This window comes from Ferrimonas gelatinilytica, from assembly GCF_039544205.1.
GTDB lineage: Bacteria > Pseudomonadota > Gammaproteobacteria > Enterobacterales > Shewanellaceae > Ferrimonas > Ferrimonas gelatinilytica.
Map to the genome: position 1 here is coordinate 12,356 of NZ_BAABLF010000002.1, position 18,037 is coordinate 30,392.

An 18,037-nucleotide genomic window follows, 5' to 3' on the forward strand; every position below is an offset into this window, starting at 1 on the left:
AAGGCGCCGAAGCGCCTTGTTTTTAAAGGTCTATCTTAATCAGAGACTTATTTTTGCTTGCAACCCGCAATCAGTTGGGCGAAGTAGGCTTCGTCCTTGATGTCCTTGTCGGCATCAAAGTTCGGGTTTTCGAAATAGCTGTCCGGGTTAGCCGGGTTCAGGGCAACGCCAATGGCATCCCCACTCTTGAAACCGTCGCCCAGGGCTACGCAGATCTCACCCTTTTGCAGGCGCTCCCAGAGGGCCTGCCCTTCACCGCCATCGGCACGGGAGGCCAGCAGGCTGCCAGGCTCAGACACCTGACCGTTATCATCAGACGGGCCGTACTGGACGATATGCCAGTTCTGGTTCACGAAGTCTGCGGCCTTAAGAGCACCACGGGTATCGCTATACTCGCCCACCAGCTCGGTCAGCATGTCGCGGATGGCAAACACGGTCTCATTGACAGAGTCGTAGATGACGTCCTCATCGGACACCCAGCCGCGCCGCACCATATCACCAAAGCGGTAGTTGTTGACCGCCAGGGTGTAGGTGGCGTCCGCATCAAACGGAGCACCGCCGATGGTATCGATGCTGATACGCTGACCTTCCCGGGTACGCTCTCCACGCTCATTTTCCTGACGGCTCGGTTGGCTCAGGTCCACGGTGTAGTAGAGAGCATCGCCGTCGAACAGGTCGTAGTTAAAGGCCGGAATATCGCCATTGAAGGAGACGGTGAGATCGCCCTCTTCGTAGCCGTTAAGGTAGTTGTAGGACCATTCCATGTAATCCTTGAGCTGGTCACCCTGGATCCGCACCACCATCAGATTGTTGTCATAGCGGTACAGCTCAGCGCTGTGGCGCTTCTCGTACCCCTGCCCGTCCAGAAGGTTGGACTGATCAGAAAACAGTGCAGCAGCGGAGATCTGAACCCGATGCTCAGAGTTCGACGCTTCCAGGCCCTCATTGGCCTTGGTGATTTGCACGTGCTGGATCAGGTCCACCAGAGGCATGTCCGCCACCTTGGCGTGGTGGATAGTGCTATAGAGCCGGCCATCGGTTATCGCCGTGTTAGTGGCTTCATCGGCCAGACCGTTTTCGGACAACGTGAAGTTACCCTCTACGATGCCGATGGGGGTGGTGGCATCTTCGATGGCACGCTCATGCTCTTCTATGAAGCGATCCACGATCTGGGTGTCTTCCTCGACCGCATCAACGCGTACGTTGGAGAGTGTCGTGTCGGCGATCTGCCACTGGCCTTGCTCGTCACGCTCCAGCTCGATCTCCGCCTTCGCCAGGGCCCAGCCGAAGCGGCCCGGCTCGATGATTTTCACCTTGGTGTGACGGTTGTCGGCGGTGTACTCACCGGATAGCAGCTTATCTTCGCTCACGGCACCATTGCTGGAGATGCTGGCACCAATCTGGGCTTCGCCATCAGCCACGGTGGTCTGCTCAATGAAAGTTGCGTGCTCGTGTCCCATGAACATGACGTCAAACTTGTCCACCAGCGCTTCGGATAGGCAGTGTACGCCACAATCCACGCCGCTTTCTTTGCGGCTCAGGTGGAAGGCACCGATCACCACGTCCGGGTTATGTTTCTCGATCACCTCATCCACGGTGTTGCGGATGCTAGTCAGCTCGTCACGGAACTCCAGGTTACGGAAATTATTCGGCTGAGAGGCCTGCCATTGGGGAACCAGGGAGGGGGTTACACCGATCACGGCAACCGTGGCACCGTTGACCTTGAAGATCTGATGGCCACGCATGAAGGGGTTACTGCCATGCTCCTCGTTCCAGAACACGTTGGAGGAGATCACCGCACCATCGAAGTTGACCAGGTTACGGTCAATAAAGCTGCGGTCGAAATCAAATTCGTGGTTGCCCGGAACCCAGACATCGTAGTCCATCTGGATCATCGCCTCGACGACCGGATGGGTGGGGTAATCGTTAAACAACTCGGCAGAGTTGCCCTGGACGGTATCTCCCAGGTCAATCAGGATCAGGTTCTCATCCTTCGCACGCGCCTCATGCAGCACGGACTGGATCTTGGCGAAACTGGTGTTCCTGGCTTTCGCATGCTGGGCATAATCCCAGGCACGGATATAGCCGTGCATGTCACCGGTAGCACCTAGGGTAATGGTCTGACGCTGCAGATCCGGGTTGTCCTCGCTTTTAACAATCACTTCCTCGGTATTGAGGATGGTTTCCCCTTCGGAAACCGGCGGCAGGTTTGGTGTCGTATTGTCGTCACTGGAGCAGCCGGAAAGTGCCACCATGGAAGCGGCCAGAAGGGCCGATGTATGAGTCAGTTTCACCTGATATCCACCTTATCGATTTAGAGTATCTGCAAGAACCTGCGAGGCTCCGTTGATCGCCCGATCACCTAACCCCAGAAAACCTGGAGAGGTTCGTCGGCGCGGATTCTAAAGCGCAACAAGGGGAAAAAGAAAGCCAGCCAGGAGACCGTTTCACACCCATGAAAAACGATCTATATACATGATATATATAGGAATAATAATCCCTCTTGCGATATCGAGATGCATCACTTCACAAAACGAACCGAACGCGTGTGAAACTTTGTGAGCGGGCGCACCTTTTATCGCTTTGGCTTTGTCATCAATGTGTTAGACGTTGGGGCAATAAAGGTTGTTGACCTCCTGCCTTTTGTCTCGGTAAGCAACTCTCACCTGCGAACAGGTGCAGTCAGTGATCAGCGGCGCCTAGGATGAAGCACCAAGCCAGGCGCTATCCGGTTCTATAAAAGCAGTGGCACGCAACCTTAACGTTGGAGGCTGAGGTGATGAGAGGAGGCCGCAGCGACCGGACAACCGCTCCGGGATTGAAGGGCCCAAAGACAAGAAAGGGGGGACCGAAGTCCCCCCTCACGCTCACCACGCAGGATAACTAGAAGCTGTGGACATCCCGGTGGCACACGGCGCAGCTTTCCACCGGCGGATTCGGCACCGCATTGGCCGGATCTACGATGGCGCCCTGAGAGGCCGCATGGGCTTTGACTGCCTCGTTTTCATGGCAAGCCATGCAGGTGTTGGCGATGGGAGAGAGTCGATCGTTCCCCCCTACCGCGACCTTAAAGCCACTCTTGCCGGACATCAGCGCACCGCTGCCATCGAACCACTGGTCACTAACGTGGCAAGCCGAGCAATCACTGATCAGGTTGGGGTAATGGATCTCACCATACTCGCTGTGGCCGGAGTGGAACTTGTGAACATTCAGCCCCAGCTCCCGGGAGGTGTTGGTCTTGGCCGGATCAAAGGGATAATCCGTGGCGTTCTCGTTATGACAGCTAACGCACTGTTCGATCTGATCCACCCCATGGTGAGCCCGTTTGGCATAGGCGATATCGCTGTGACAGTCATTGCACAGGGCGATGGAGGTGATCCCCCCCTCGTCGGTGGCAAAGCGGGATAGGGCCACATCGGTTCGGGCCGGATCCAGGCTGTCGAAGTAAACCGCCTCGGCCTTCATGGCCACGGACAGGGTGTCATCCACAGCGGCACCACAGGTAACCAGTGCACCATCCTCGGCGCAGAGGCGCACATCGGCGATGATCACGCCAGTGCCTTTCGCATCCGCCAGGGGCACGGCATGGGTCACCCAGTAGTAGCCATCCTGGTAGTCACTGCTGATAAAATCGGCGGCTCCTTTACCGTCAGTGAACAGGAAAGCCCAGGCATAACCGCTGTCGGCCTGGAAGTTCACCAGCCAGCTGCGGTTGTTTGAGATAAAGCCCAGGGTGCTCAGGTCGCCGGTGAACGCCTCACCATCCAGATAGGCCTTGTAGCCAAAGCGCAGCACGGCCGGGTCCGCACTCAAGTCCAGGCTAATGGTGGCCGGATCCACTTCGGTGTAAAACGCCTCCTTCAGGGTGTCACGGAAGCCGATATTGTGCGCCTCCATCACGCCCAGGGCACCACTGCCATGACAGCCGACACAGGTGGTGTCATCCGCCACCTCTATCCCCCGGTGACCTTCACCGGTGTAGGGATCGGTGTCGATGTGACAGGCCACACAGGCATCGCGATAGATGTTGTCTGTCCAGGCGGTATTGTCCTGGTGACAGGCTTGGCAGTTGTAGAGCTCGCCGGGATAATGAATATTCCCCATGAACTCCAGGGCTTCGCCACTCAGGCTGTCGGCGATGTGGGCACCGGCGTGGAGGCGGTGTACCAGCACGGTCAGGTCCCAACTGCCCTCGTTCCAGCCCTCGGCCACCTGCTCTTCGCTGGCAGCCAGGGAGCTGTTGTGACAGTTCACGCAGTTGCCCACGCTCTGGTAGTTATGGTGCGCTTCAATGGTGACGATGATCCCGCCCTCCTCGCCACCATGGCAGTTCTGGCAGGCGGTGTCGGCAACAAGGTTACGACCGGAGTCGTCCAGCACCTCCCCGGTGGCGGGGATGTAATCCAGGCGCTCGGACAGGACCTTTTCCGCCAGCCCGACGCCATTGCTGTCGACCAGGTTATAGGCCCGCAGCCATACCCTGTGGGTCAGGCTGTCATCATCCCCCTCCAGGTAGACCGGCGGTGCTGCATCGCTATGCTCCCAGGTTCCCACATAGAGGCCTGGTTCGGTCTCTTCCAGCGTACAGGCCTGGTAGGTGGTGCCGCGGACGGTGAGTTCACCCCCCCCGGGCTGGCAGTACATGGCGCTCTGGCCCACGCTGAGATAACTGTGGCTGGCCCAGGCCGTCGGAGCCCCGAAGTCGGTCTCGTTCAGGCTGAGGTGCGAGGCGTAGATCGCGACTCGATCCAGGCCGACAAAGGGGACATCCTCACCACGGACATTTTTGCCGGTCATCTGGAATTCGATGCGGAAATCTGCAGAAAGGTTCAGGTTTTCAGGCGCCAGCATGAAGTTCACATCATCAATGCTGTCGGCGGTGTTGGCAAAACTCCCCGCCGGCAAACCCGGACTGCCCACCTCTCCGGGAGGGCCAGCAGGGCCATCGGCACCATCTTTACCATCATCACACCCTGAGAGGAGCAAGCCCCCCATCAGGGCAATCAGGAGCAGTGTGTTATGTTGGGTGCTCATCATCCATCCTTAGAGCCGATTTAGCTCGACGTTATTTAACGGTAATACCGTTCATATCTATTTTCTTAACGTATTCATAACACTCTTATGCGTTTCAAAAACGGCTATTTGACACTCTCTTGCGCCAGATCAAACGCAGCCGTGATAACACTCGAAATCCCCACCTGTGAAACACAGACCAGGCCACACAACCGGCACGGCTCTGAAACGCCGGCACGCCAAAAAAGACCATATCTCCATGGGGGAAACGATGGCCTGGAGCCGCCGGTTAAGATGGCGAAACAGGATGCGAGCGCTAAGCGGGGACGGTGCAGCATCCGAGCCGACACCAGTGCCCTAAATGACTGTTTCTAAATATGCTCCGCCTTCTCTTTCCCTCCACAACCTTCGGTGCGCCATCGGCTCTTAGGAGCTCGGGCCTAAATTCGAGTTCCTAACGGCCCTGGCCCCCGAGCCTGGGTGGCTGAAGAGCGAGGCGGTTTGTAGCGCCATTCGGAACAGTGATTGAGTCCTACGCAACGCCCGTGAGGGGTCGGCGAATAGGGCGAGCGGGTCGCGCTTGAGCCAGAGGAGAGGGAGCATTACGCCCCGAGGCTGCCGCCGATCGCGCGGCAAGGCCAACTGTGGTGGGCAGGATCAATAAGCCACTGCGCCAACCCAACCGCCGCTAGGGACAGGATCATAAAAAAGCCCGCCCCGCTTTCACGGGACGGGCTTGTCATCACTGCCCCTTCAGAGCAAGGCTGCCTGCTCCATGAAGTCGATGGAGGGCGCGAAGTATGCGGCGCCGGTAACCGCCTGGGTGTACTTGAGCAGGTGGTCGAAATGGCCATCATGGCCCACCACCATGGATCTGAGCTGCTCGGAAAAGTAGCGAGGCGTGTGGCAGCAGCTGATGAAGAAGAGTCCCTGCTCCTGCATGTTGCCGTAGGGCATGCTCTGACGCAGGATCTCCATGCTACTGCCGTCCTCATTTTTGAGGTTGGTGCGCTTGATGTGAGCCGTCAGCGGCTTCGCCTCACCGGGGTACTCCATGTTCTCCAGTTTGGTCCTGCCCACAGTGTCCTCCTGAGTTTTGAGGGACTGCTGCTCCCACCGCTGCATGTTATGAACGTAACGCTGGGTGTGGATATAGCTGCCTCCCCGGAACTGGGGGTCCTGGTCCCCCACCAGCGCGACCTCTCGACGGTGCGGACCGATAGGGTTCTCGGTGCCATCGACAAAGCCGGTCAGATCCCGGTTGTCCAGGTAGCGGAAGCCTCGCACCTCCTCCACCAGCTCTGCCAGCCCCCGCAGACGCCGACACATCTCCGTTGCCGCCAGATGGTTGATATCGAGACGATCACTGCGAAGATGGATGAAGAGATCCACCGGCTGACTGGGAGCCAGACGATCGTCCGCTTCAAACTGGGGAAAGGGTGCCAGCTCCGCCGGACGCGCCTGGGGATAGAGCGTATCCCAGTAGTTGGCGCCCACCGCCACGAAACCATTAAAGGCGCAGTCGGCGTTACGATCCGCAGAGCCCTGTAGCCAGGCCGCGATCCCCGCCAACACCCGGGGCAGGGCCATCTCGGCACCTTCGGAGGCATTAAACATCAAATAAAGGCTGTGCAGATTGCCCTCCGCACAGATACCGCCCTGTTCCCTTGGCATCATTCCGTCCTTGTCGTGGTACTCGCTCGCCATAATAGGCCCTATCTCCGTATAAATCAGCCACAAGTGTGCAAAGTGCCCCCCGACGCTGACAAACATTCCGTGGTCAAAAAAGGCTCCTTATCCCACCCTGTGATCCCGATCCCATTTTTCGCCCCACCACCTGTGGTCAGCAAGAACCTCTACCCCTCGGAGCATTGCCCCGAGTCGCGGCAATAGGATCAATTTCATACTGGGATTAACGGTGGCTCATTGAGCCTGGACAAAAAGCAGCGGGATAGGTTGGCGATGTCTCATATCAGGTCATTATATCCGTTACATAGGCCATGCATCCGGAGCACAAAAACGGGGCGCCTTTGCGCCCCGTGTTGGATAAATGCCCCCTCAAAGGACGGCTTAGAACAGTACCAAGGCGTGCGGCAGCGCCGCCACCGCCACCCGCTGGCCCAGCGCCAGCCCCGTATGACCAGAGCGCACCGAAAGGGCCACCGGCCCCACCTTCACCTCGTAGTCACAATAGGTTCCGGCAAAACGACGCTCGGTCACCACGCCGCTGCCGTCATTGTCCGGCTCAATGGCCAGCTGTTGCGGACGCAGCAGCAAGGTCCCCTCGTACTTCGGCGGATAGCGCAACTCCGAGGCACTCTGGATCGCCCCCAGGGGGGTATGCACCTCGTTGGGGCTGGCGACTGTCGCATCCAGGTAGTTGCCACCGCCTAGGAAATCCGCCACGAAGCGATTGGCCGGCCGGTAGTAGAGCGCCTCCGCCGGCCCAGCCTGGGCAACCTTGCCGTCATGCAGGATCGCCATGCGGTCGGCAAAGGCAAACGCCTCCTCCTTGGCGTGGGTGACGAAGATGGCACTGATACCCTGGGAGCGCAGGATCTGTCGGATCTCCAGCATCAACTCCCCCCGCACCTGGCTATCGATGTTGGAGAAAGGCTCATCCAACAGCAGCAGGCGGGGCTTATAGGCCAGCGCCCGGGCGATGGCGACCCGCTGTTGCTGACCACCGGAGAGCTGATGGATATAACGATCCTCGAGGCCATCCAGCTTGACCAGCGCCATCATCTCGGCCACCCGAGCCCGGGCCTCCCCCTTGTCCCAGTGCCTGAGTCCAAAGGCCACATTCTCAGCCACCGTAAGGTGCGGGAAGAGGGCGTAATCCTGGAAGATCACACCGATACCACGCTGCTCGGTGGGCAGCAGGGTCTGTGCCGACGAGAGGATCTCCCCATCCAGCACAATATGACCCTCGGTGACGGGCAGCAGGCCCGCGATGGCCCGCAGCAGGGTGGTTTTGCCGCAGCCCGAGGGCCCCAACAGGGCGAGGATTTCGTTCTCCTGCAGCATCAGGTCGAGACCGGCAAGGATCGGCTTACCCTGATATTGGCAGGCCAGTTGTTGGATCTGTAGTTTTGACATCGTCTCTAATCTTAGCGCTTAGTGCGCCTGCTCCAGGCTCCGGTTGAGGAAGATCACCGGTACCAGTCCGACCAGAACGATCACCAGGGCCGGCAGGGCCCCAAGCTCCAGCATCTCATCGGACACAAACTGATAAACGTAGGTCGCCAGGGTCTCGAAGCCGATCGGTTTGAGCAGCAGCGCCGCCGGCAACTCTTTCATCGCTTCGATGAAAACGATCAACCCCGCCGCCAGCATCCCCCGGCGCACCAGGGGGAAATGGACTCGGCGCAGGATCCCGAAGGGCCCCTGCCCCATGGTGGCAGCCGCCATATCCAGCGAGGGACTGATCCGTTTGAAGCTGTTCTCCACCGCCCCAAGGGCCACCGCCAGGAAGCGCACCGTATAGCCAAAGGCCAGTGCCACCAGAGAGCCGGACAGCACCAATCCCGGCAGGGGCCGCTCCAACCACTGGTAGAGATCATTGATCGCAAAGTCGGCGGCGATCAGGGGGATCAGCACCCCAATGGCCAGCACCGTCCCCGGCAGGGCGTAGCCAAAGCCCGCCAACTGGCTGGGTAGCCGGTCCCATCGGCGTGGACTGATTCGGGCCAGGTACTGCAGTCCCAGGGCGATCATCACCGTTGCCACCGCCACCAGCGTTGAGATCAGCAGGCTGTTCCAACTGTACTGACCAAAGTGGCGCAGCGCCGAGGGGTCAAAGTAGTGCCAGGCATAATCCAGCAGGATCAACGCCGGCAGGACAAAGGAGAGCCCAAGCAGCAGGCTGCAGTAGCCGGTTGCCAGCCAGGCGCGCCAGCCACGCAGTTCGTAGGCGTAATCTTCACTCTTTCCTTCCGCCTTTTGAAACCGCTCCTGACGGGCCCGGGCGAAACGTTCCGCAAACATCAGCACGGCGATCACCAGCAGCATCAGGGTCGACAGGCGGGCCGCACTGGCCATGCTGCCAAAGCCCAGCCAGGTGTCGTACACCGCTGTGGTGAGGGTATTCACGGCGAAGTAATGGACAGTGGCGAAGTCCGCCAGTGTCTCCATCGCCACCAGGGAAAGGCCCACCACGATGGCCGGGCGGGCCAGGGGCAGGCTGAGGCGAAAGAAGCTTTGTGTCGGGGTGCAGCCCAGGGTTCGGCTGGCCTGGATCAGGTTACTGGCCTGCTCCAGGAAGGCGGTGCGCACCAGCATGAACACGTAGGGAAAAAGCACCAGCGCCAGCATCAGCGCCGCGCCGCCGAGGGAGCGGATCTCCGGGAAGAGGTAATCCGTCGGACCACTCCAACCCATGAACTCCCGCAACGCACGCTGCACCGGGCCGGCATAATCGAGCAGATCCGTGTAGACATAGGCGACGATGTAGGCGGGCATCGCCAACGGCAACAGCAGGGCCCACTGGAACACCCGCTGGCCCGGAAACCGGCACATCGCCACCAGCCAGGCTGCAGGCAACCCCAGGGCCAGGGCGCCGCAGGCCACCATCAGGATCAGGAGGACGGTGTTGATGACGTAATCCGCCAACACCGTTTGACGCAGGTGGTCAAAAACCGCCTGGTCAGGATCCAGAGATTGAAATATCAATGCCGCCAGGGGTAACAACAGGACGGCTACCGTGAGGTAACCGCCCAGGCTCCAGCGACGGGAGAGTGTTTGGATCAAAGATCAAACCTTACTTCGTCTAACAGTTTCATCGCGGCGGCGTGGTATACCGACAGTTGGTATACCGGCAACTCATCGGCCTTGAAGGCTCCCCAGGAAGCCACCATCTCCGAAGGTGCTACCGCCGGGTTTACCGGGTATTCAGCATTCAATTCGGCGTACACCGATTGGGCTTCCGGCTGGGTCAGGAACTCCAGCAGCGCCTTGGCGCCTTCGAGGTTCTTAGCGTGCTTGGCTACCACCGCGCCGGATACGTTGATGTGGGCACCACGATCCCCCTGATTGGGGAAGTTGATCACCACCTGCTCCGCAACGGGGCGTTGCTTGGGATCTTTGAGCATGGCGCCGTAGTAGTAGCTGTTGCCGATGGCATAATCGCATACTCCCTCTGCCACTGCTTTGATCTGGGCCCGATCATTGCCCTGCGGCTTGCGAGCCAAGTTCGCTTTGACCCCTTCCAGCCAGGTTTTAGCCTCCGCTTCGCCGTGGTGGGCGATCATGCTGGCGATCAGGGCCACGTTGTAGGCATTTTTACCGGAACGCATACAGATCTTGCCGGCGAACTCCGGCTTGGCGAGGTCTTCATAGCTCAGCGCAACCGGTCCGAGGCGATCTTTCGGGGTGTAAACCGTGCGGGCGCGCAGCGTCAAAGCAAACCACTGGTTATCCGGGGAGCGATACTGGCTGGGGATGTTGCGGGTCAGAACCTCGCTCTCCACCGGCTGGCTCAGCCCCATCTCCACCAGAGTGGCCAGGCGGGAGATGTCGGTAGTCAGTACCAGATCCGCCGGGGAGAGACGCCCCTCACGCTTAAGGCGCTCCTCCAGACCAGTCTGGGCAAACACCACCTGTGTCTGGATCCCGGTCTCCTCGGTAAACCGCTCCAGCATCGGCTCGATCAGAAACGGCTGACGGTAGGAGTAAACGGTGACAGTCTGGGCAAAAGTGGCGGTGCTGATCAGAAGCAGGACCGTGGCGAAAAGGGGTCGAAACATGATGTGTCTCCAGCAGATTCGAAAATGAGAATAATTCCTTTTAGCAGTTAAAGATTACTCAGTACGCCGCCAGCTGGCAATCTCCGAAGCACAAAAAAGGCCCCCGAAAAGGGGGCCTGGTTCAAACTTTTGGTTTTTTATCCGGCGGTTTTCACAGTGATGAATTCCGGATAGGCATCGACTCCACAATCCGACATATCCATCCCCTGGTACTCCTCCTCTTCGGAGACGCGGATTCCCATGACCGCCTTGAGAATTCCCCAGGTGATGAGGCTGGTAATGAACACCCAACCGAAGATCACCGCGGCGCCCAGCAGTTGAGCACCCAGGGTGGCCTCACCATTGGAGATGGGCACCAGTACGAGGCCCAGCAAACCGCAAACACCGTGCACTGAGATCGCGCCCACAGGGTCATCAATCTTGAGCTTATCCATCCCCACGATAGCGAAGACCACCACGCCACCGGCCACGACACCGATGACCGCCGCCAGGCCCAGGGAGGGGGAGAGAGGGTCGGCGGTTATCGCCACCAGGCCAGCCAACGCGCCGTTGAGGATCATGGTCAGATCCGCTTTGCCCCAGGTCATCTTGCATACCACCAGGGCCGCAAGCGCGCCGAAGGCGGCGGCGGAATTGGTGTTCACGAAGATCTTGGCCACAGCAGACGCGTTCTCTGCATCGGATACCAGCAGTTGGGAGCCGCCATTGAAGCCGAACCAACCCAACCAGAGGATAAAGGTCCCCAGGGTCGCCAAAGGCATGTTGGAGCCCGGAATGGGATTCACGCTGCCATCGGCGTTGTATTTGCCCTTACGGGCACCTAAAAGAAGCACTCCGGCAATTGCCGCGGCCGCACCCGCCATATGGACGATGCCGGAACCGGCAAAGTCGACAAATCCGAATTCAGAGACAAAGCCACCCCCCCAGGTCCAATATCCCTCCATCGGATAGATAAAGCCGGTGAGAACCACGGCAAATGCCAGGAATGCCCAAAGCTTCATGCGCTCAGCCACCGCCCCAGAGACGATGGACATCGCCGTCGCGACAAACACCACCTGGAAGAAGAAATCCGACTCCAGGGCGTGATCCGCGCCATCCGCCTGGGTACCGATCAAGGCACCAAAGCTTGGCAGCCAGCCCGCTTCTGCGTTGTCTACGTACATGATGTGGTAACCCACAAGCAGGTACATGGCACAGGCAATCGCGTACAAGCACATGTTTTTGGTCAGGATCTCCGTTGTGTTTTTAGATCGCACCAGGCCCGCTTCCAGCATGGCGAAGCCCGCCGCCATCCACATCACCAGTGCACCGGAGATCAAAAAGTAAAAGGTATCAAGGGCAAAACGCAGCTCAGTGACTGTCAGGCCCAATTTCGTTAACTCTTCCATGGTGTCCTCCTTAGAGCGCTTCCGCGTCCATTTCCCCGGTGCGGATCCGCACCACCCGGTCCAGGTCTGTCACAAAGATCTTGCCATCGCCAATTTTCCCGGTTCCCGCGGCCTGGGTGATCACCTCGATCAGGCGGTCCACCTGGTCGCTCTGAGTGGCGATCTCCAGTTTCACCTTCGGCAGGAAGTCGACCTGGTATTCGGCCCCGCGGTAAAGCTCCGTGTGACCCTTCTGACGACCGAAACCTTTGACCTCGGTGACCGTCAGTCCATCGACGCCCATCTCCGCCACGGCTTCGCGGACATCATCCAGTTTGAAAGGTTTAATGATTGCGCTGACCAGTTTCATCCCGTTCTCCTCGTTCACGCACTGCGCTCTTGCCTAGAACTTATCAACTCCCGTGCCATAAATTTTTACCCTATCATTTCAATTGCTTACAAAATAAACTGAGCGCAAAGAGAGGGATGTCGCACCGAAACTGACCAAGGTTCAGGCCGCAGGCACCAGTTTGGTGCACAGCCAGGCCCTGCCTTGGGGTGAATTCATCAGCGGGGGTTTGGAGCGCCCAGCGGTACCATGGTGATACCAGTAATGGGATGGGCCATGGCGAAATGGGCGGGAAGCAAAACGGCTCCCCGAAGGGAGCCGCATCGATCTCATGAGCCAGGATTATGGGGCATTGGCACCATACTTCTCCTGATACGCCTTGTCCCACTGAGGCACCTGCTCCTCCAGGAAGCGGGCCTTCTCCGCATTCATCTTATCCATATCCATCCCCAGCGCCGCCTGGGCCGCCGCCTTGGTGGAGATGTCTGGCACAGCTACGGCCTCCATGACACCATGCTTGGCCAGCACCCGCGCCAGCGAGGTTCGCGCATTGGCACTGCGCTCGAGTGAGGAAGCCAGCAGCCTGAGCGCCTCTTCCGGGTTGTGGGCATGGATCCCATGAGACGCAATAGCCATGTCCCAACGCCACTGAGCATGACGGATGGCGGTCAGCGCCTCGGCCATCTCCGCCTCAGTCGCCCCCGCATCCCAGGCTGCCTTGGCTTCAAAGTGGGCATGGACCAGCTGCGTCTCGGCCTGAATACGGGCATCGAGCACCATCTTCTTGTAATCCGCGATCACCCCCTGCAGGGTCTCCTTGCTCTGGGAGTGGCAGCGTGCACAGGTGAACTCGAACTGATCGAACGGGTTGCCCACGTTATGGTCGGTGTATTTCTTGCCTTCGGCATTGGTCACCCTGGGCATGTGACAATCGGTGCAGGAAACATCGTTGCGGCCATGGGTTCCGGTCAGACTGGTTTCAAAGCCGGGGTGCTGAGCCTTGAGCATCTTCGCCCGGGAGAGAGCGTGCGTCCAATCCGCAAACTCGATGGCGTCGTAGTAGACCTCCATCTCGTCGGCTTTGGTGCCGTTGTCCCAGGGAAACTTAACGAAGGTGCTCTCCTTGGTGAAGTAATACTCAACGTGGCACTGGCCACAGACCATGGATTGCTTCTGAGACTTGCTCGCTTCCTCCCACTTCCAACCTATGGTGTCCATCGCCCGCTGGGCAAAAGGCACCGATAGGCGCAACCGGGCATTATTGTCATGACAGTTGCCGCACCCGATCTCCTGAGTGATCTCCGGGCCACCCTTGGCCCACTTGCCGCTGAAGTACTCCGCTTCACCGTTGGTCTCGATATAGCGCGGGACATCGGGGGACTTACAGGACCAGCACGCCATCGGCATTGGCCCTTCGCTCGGCCCCATGGGACCGCCGGTGCGTAGGGTCTGACGCACATCCGTCACGGAATAATGATGGCCGCGGGCCTTGTTGTAGTCCTTGGCAAAGCCGTAGCCCGCCCACAGGATCACCAAATTGGGATCCTCCGCCAGGGCATCCACCACCTCACTGCTTTCGCTGGTCTTTTGCCAGGACTGATGCTGGCGCTTGAAACGTTCAAACTTGCTGTTATCCGCCTCGGTGATCGACTCTGCTGCCTGACTTGCTCCCATCACCAACACCGCGGCCATAAGCGCGACACAACGCCGTTTTACCCTGTCCATCTGTTTCTCCCAGTTTTGAATATGACTCACCTGCAGATGAAACTAGTTCACTTGCGAGTGCTTTACCACTGCTTTTGTAAGGTTATTACTGGGGTAGGATGACGTCGGGCGCTCTGCCCTATAAAGAACCTAACGTGATGATAGTTATTCTATTTTTCCCTTAAATTTTGACACTAAGCGATGCGTACCTCTGGCCTGTTTCGCTGGGGAGTGAGTTCAATGTCCCAGCAAAAACGCGTGCCAGCTCTCCAGCAGCATCAGGAAATCCTCCAGACCACAGCACGCTTCTGCCTCAGCATCGTAAAGGTTCAACTCCAGCGATTCAGCGGCGTCATCCTCCTGGTGAAGGCGGTGATCCTGGATCAACACCTCGTCCGCTTCCGCCACAAGACTCTGTTCCCGCCCCTCCTGTCGGTACTCGCTGCCCGAGCGCAAAGGCAGGGCCTTGAGCGCTTGCATCAGGGCGGCCACCGCCTCAGGTGTGGACAACTCCTCCTGGACAAAGCGCCCTATCGCCTCATGACCCATCGACATCACGACCATCGGTGGACCGCCCCACTCGCGGCGAAATTCATATTCCATGGTGCTCTTCATAATTGGTTGGCGTTTGTCACGATAGTGTAACCCAGCGGGTTGGCGGCCGGTTACAGGCCCCGCACCGAACGCTCAGGGTTCAGCCCGCTTTTGATGGGGGAATGGAGGGAGAGTTTGGTAAACTGACGCCCTCCGGGGCTTATCCCCACTTTAATGACTCAAGGAACCCCATGAACGACTATGGCCAACGCCTGCTGGATCTGGAGACCAAAGTGGCCTACCAGGAGAGCACCATCGATCAACTGAACGACACCCTGGTTCGTCTCAACGCCGAACTGGCCAAGCAGTCCGAGCAGATCCGACTGCTGGCGCAGCGACTAAGATCTATGCCCAATAGCCAGATCGCCGACAGCAGTGAAGAGACACCGCCACCCCACTATTAAGACCTGGAGGCCGCCAAGCTGATGACCGCTGCGATTGCACAACTGGGCGAACCCGTTTTGCGCCGCCGGGCCGAGCCGGTTGACCACTTCGATGATCGGCTGGGAGCGCTGCTGACCACCCTGACCGACACCATGCACGCCAGCAACGGGGTCGGTATTGCTGCCCCGCAGATCTTCGTTTCTCAACGGGTGATGATCATCGCCTCCCGTCCCAATCCCCGTTACCCGGATGCGCCCATAATGGAACCTCTGGCGATGATCAATCCGGAGCTGGGGGAACCCCAGGGTGAGTGGATAGAGGCCTGGGAGGGCTGCCTGTCGGTACCCGGGATCCGCGGCAAAGTGCGTCGCCGCAATGCGGTGAGCGCCCGTTTCCAGGATGCCGACGGTCGCTGGCATCAGCGTCACTTCGAGGGCTTCGTCGCCCGCATCGTGCAGCACGAATTTGATCACCTCGAGGGGCGAACCTTCCTCGACCATATCACCAACGGCAGCGATCTTATCGCCAGCAGCGTCTGGGAGCGGCAGTGCCAAGGCGACTGAAAGCCCTTCTCCTGGTCCTGCTGCTGGCTGGATGCGCCGGCAGCAGCCTGTTTCAGCCCTACCCCAACCGCATTGCCGCCGTGCAGGCGCAGATCCAGCGGGGCAACGGGGACGCCGCCCTGGCAAGCCTGGCGAACCACGTTGATGATGGGGATGGCCTCCTCTATGCCCAGGAGGCGGGACGAATCGCCGCCTTGCTCGGGGATACCCCGGCGAGTCTCGACTACTACCGCCAGGCGATGGCCGACTACGACCAGCTCGACTGGAGAGCGATCGTCTCCTTCACCGACATCAGTCAGCAGTTGGGCGCTGCCACGGTTTCGGAAAACCTTTTAGCTTACCGGGGCCAGGCGTTTGAGCGGGTCATGCTGCACCAGCAACAGGCCCTGAACTACCTGTGGCAATCGGATCTGGAAGCCGCGCTGGTGGAGGTACGTCGGGCGGACCAGGCCCAGATCCTGGCCCAGAAGACCTACCGGGAAAACCTCAAGTCTCAGAGGGCGATCAGCAATGCCAGCATCGACGCCGAGCTGACCCGGCTAGACCGCCAGGCGGGCAACGCTCCGGATTCCTTCATCAACCCCTACGTGTTGTTCAGCAACGCAGTCATCTATGAAGCTGCCGGGCAGCCCAACGATGCCCTGATCGATCTGCGTAAAGCGTTGCAGCTCAGACCTGAAAATACCCTGCTTCAGCGGGAGGTGGTACGCCTGGCGTGCCAGCTAAATATCGACTGCGACACTCTGGAGCGTCAGTTTGGTGCGCCGATACCCGCGCCCTCCCAGAGCGGTCGCCTGGTGATCCTTTATGAAACCGGCACGCTGCCCCCCCGCCAGCAGATCACCATCCCCTTCAGTTGGGACAGCTACTATCAGCAGATCGCCCTGCCCACCTACAGGGGGATCCAGGCCCCACCATCGCTCCTGACGGTGCAACTGGATGCCGACATCCTGACCACAGAGCCGCTGGCAGACCTGGACCAGATGGCCGCCCGTTCACTGCGGGAACAATACCCCTTTATCCTGCTCCGTCAGGGCATTAGACTGGCAACCAAGCACAACGCCAATGCCTGGGCTGAGCGCAAGGGCGGCGACTTTGGCGCCATCTCGATGCAGATATTCAACGCCCTGACGGAACAGGCCGACCGGCGCAGCTGGCTCACCCTGCCACGCCAGGCGCAAGCGGCGACCCGTCACCTTCATCCCGGCGACTACCGACTCACCGCTGCGGGTCTGCAGACGGAGGTCGCCATCGCCCCCGGTCGCACCACCCTCGTGTGGATCGCCGAGCAGGCGGGAACCCGGCAAATACAAACCATACTGATTTAATCGATTCGAGGAGGGACAAACCATGAAAGCACTGAAGTACCTGCTACCCCTGTCGCTGGCCCTGGTACTGGCCGGCTGTCAGTCCAAGGTGGAGTACCGCGACGCCACCGAAGTGGAAACCGTCGACATCAGCTTCGGCTCCACCGATCTGCAGGCGGTGGCCACCAAGATGGTGGACTCCATGCTCACCACCCCCTCAGTCACCGCGCTCACCGCCCAGGACCGCCCCATCCTGTTTGTCGACCGGATCACCAACAAAACATCGGAACATATCGACACCGAATCCATCACCGATACCATCAGCACCCGCTTACTGCGCTCCGGTCAGTTCCGTTTTATCGACATGACAAAGGTGGACGCCGTGCGCAAGCAGCTGGACTTCCAAAACAGTGCCGGCATGGTGGATCCCAGCCAGGCGATCCAGTTCGGTCGCCAGGTGGGGGCGCAATACATGCTCTATGGCAACCTCTCCTCCATCGTCAAACAGGATGGTTCCACCAAGGACGTCTACTACAAGATGACCATGCGCCTGATGGATCTTGAGTCCGGCCTGATCGAATGGGCGGACGAGAAGGAGCTGCGTAAGCAGAAATCCAAGTCCTTCCTGGGCCGCTAAATATCCTTCGTCCTAAACGCAGGAGGCCTGGGGTTGTCCGGGCCTCCTGCGTTTAAGGGCTTCATGACTCCAAAGCCCACAACAGCGGGCGATGACCCGAAGCCTCCTGGCCTGACTCACTGGCCCATTATTCGGGCTTGAACACGCCGATCACGTCACCGGCACCCGCCTGGCGCTCGGCCGGCTCGCTCCCCTGGCGCTTCTTGTAGCCACAGGCCACGCACTCCATCACTTCCACCCCCTGCTCGCCGTAGAGCATGATGCTGTCCGCTTCCTGGCACTTAGGACACTGGGCACCGGCGATAAAACGTTTCTTAAGGTTGGGCATAGGGCTGGGCTCCTGTTGAGCCGGAGAGGGAAATGGTATCATCCGGC

At 59.2% G+C, this 18,037-nt stretch carries 15 protein-coding genes; 4 read left to right on the forward strand and 11 right to left on the reverse strand.

The window, feature by feature from the left end; genetic code table 11:
- Positions 1-47: 47 nt before the first annotated feature.
- From ABD997_RS01180 to ABD997_RS01225, 10 genes are all read right to left on the reverse strand, one after another.
- Positions 48-2,294: a bifunctional metallophosphatase/5'-nucleotidase gene (locus tag ABD997_RS01180; RefSeq protein ID WP_345315186.1), complete on the reverse strand. Its 2,247-nt coding sequence runs from the start codon at positions 2,292-2,294 to the stop codon at positions 48-50.
- 589 nt (positions 2,295-2,883) lie between these two features.
- Positions 2,884-5,034 carry an OmcA/MtrC family decaheme c-type cytochrome gene (locus ABD997_RS01185; RefSeq protein WP_345315187.1) on the reverse strand — a complete coding sequence of 717 codons (2,151 nt, stop codon included), beginning with the start codon at positions 5,032-5,034 and terminating at the stop codon, positions 2,884-2,886.
- A gap of 732 nt (positions 5,035-5,766) precedes the next feature.
- A complete protein-coding gene (locus ABD997_RS01190) occupies positions 5,767-6,687 on the reverse strand; it encodes a Dyp-type peroxidase (RefSeq protein WP_345315224.1) in 921 nt (306 codons plus the stop codon).
- Positions 6,688-7,083: 396 nt separating this feature from the next.
- Positions 7,084-8,112 (reverse strand): ABC transporter ATP-binding protein, encoded by a 1,029-nt coding sequence (locus ABD997_RS01195; protein ID WP_345315188.1) that lies wholly within the window; start codon positions 8,110-8,112, stop codon positions 7,084-7,086.
- Between the two features lie 18 nt (positions 8,113-8,130).
- Positions 8,131-9,762, reverse strand: coding sequence for an ABC transporter permease (locus ABD997_RS01200; RefSeq protein ID WP_345315189.1), 1,632 nt, complete (start codon positions 9,760-9,762; stop codon positions 8,131-8,133).
- On the reverse strand, positions 9,759-10,757 hold the full coding sequence (locus ABD997_RS01205) for a Fe(3+) ABC transporter substrate-binding protein (RefSeq protein ID WP_345315190.1): 999 nt from the start codon (positions 10,755-10,757) through the stop codon (positions 9,759-9,761). The genes ABD997_RS01200 and ABD997_RS01205 overlap by 4 nt, the downstream gene beginning before the upstream one ends.
- 137 nt (positions 10,758-10,894) lie before the next feature.
- Entirely contained in the window at positions 10,895-12,145 is a 1,251-nt protein-coding gene (locus ABD997_RS01210; protein ID WP_345315191.1) for an ammonium transporter, read from the reverse strand.
- 10 nt (positions 12,146-12,155) lie between these two features.
- Positions 12,156-12,494, reverse strand: a complete 339-nt coding sequence (glnK, locus tag ABD997_RS01215) for a P-II family nitrogen regulator (RefSeq protein WP_345315192.1) — start codon at positions 12,492-12,494, stop codon at positions 12,156-12,158.
- A 321-nt stretch (positions 12,495-12,815) separates the two neighbouring features.
- Positions 12,816-14,198, reverse strand: a complete 1,383-nt coding sequence (nrfA, locus tag ABD997_RS01220; protein WP_425557022.1) for an ammonia-forming cytochrome c nitrite reductase — start codon at positions 14,196-14,198, stop codon at positions 12,816-12,818.
- Positions 14,199-14,414: 216 nt separating this feature from the next.
- Positions 14,415-14,780: a YacL family protein gene (locus ABD997_RS01225; RefSeq protein ID WP_345315193.1), complete on the reverse strand. Its 366-nt coding sequence runs from the start codon at positions 14,778-14,780 to the stop codon at positions 14,415-14,417.
- A 182-nt stretch (positions 14,781-14,962) separates the two neighbouring features.
- Between ABD997_RS01225 and ABD997_RS01230 the strand changes: the two genes are divergently transcribed.
- The 4 genes from ABD997_RS01230 to lpoB are packed head-to-tail and all read left to right on the forward strand — an operon-like array spanning position 14,963 to position 17,662.
- Entirely contained in the window at positions 14,963-15,175 is a 213-nt protein-coding gene (locus tag ABD997_RS01230) for a SlyX family protein (RefSeq protein WP_345315194.1), read from the forward strand.
- A gap of 21 nt (positions 15,176-15,196) precedes the next feature.
- On the forward strand, positions 15,197-15,718 hold the full coding sequence (gene def, locus ABD997_RS01235; protein ID WP_345315195.1) for a peptide deformylase: 522 nt from the start codon (positions 15,197-15,199) through the stop codon (positions 15,716-15,718).
- Positions 15,703-17,046 (forward strand): COG3014 family protein, encoded by a 1,344-nt coding sequence (locus tag ABD997_RS01240; RefSeq protein ID WP_345315196.1) that lies wholly within the window; start codon positions 15,703-15,705, stop codon positions 17,044-17,046. Before def ends, ABD997_RS01240 begins: the two co-directional genes overlap by 16 nt.
- Before the next feature lie 22 nt (positions 17,047-17,068).
- Positions 17,069-17,662, forward strand: coding sequence for a penicillin-binding protein activator LpoB (lpoB, locus tag ABD997_RS01245; RefSeq protein WP_345315197.1), 594 nt, complete (start codon positions 17,069-17,071; stop codon positions 17,660-17,662).
- Positions 17,663-17,789: 127 nt separating this feature from the next.
- On the opposite strand, the gene ABD997_RS01250 is transcribed toward lpoB, so the two are convergent.
- Positions 17,790-17,990: a YheV family putative zinc ribbon protein gene (locus ABD997_RS01250; protein WP_345315198.1), complete on the reverse strand. Its 201-nt coding sequence runs from the start codon at positions 17,988-17,990 to the stop codon at positions 17,790-17,792.
- Between the last annotated feature and the right edge of the window lie 47 nt (positions 17,991-18,037).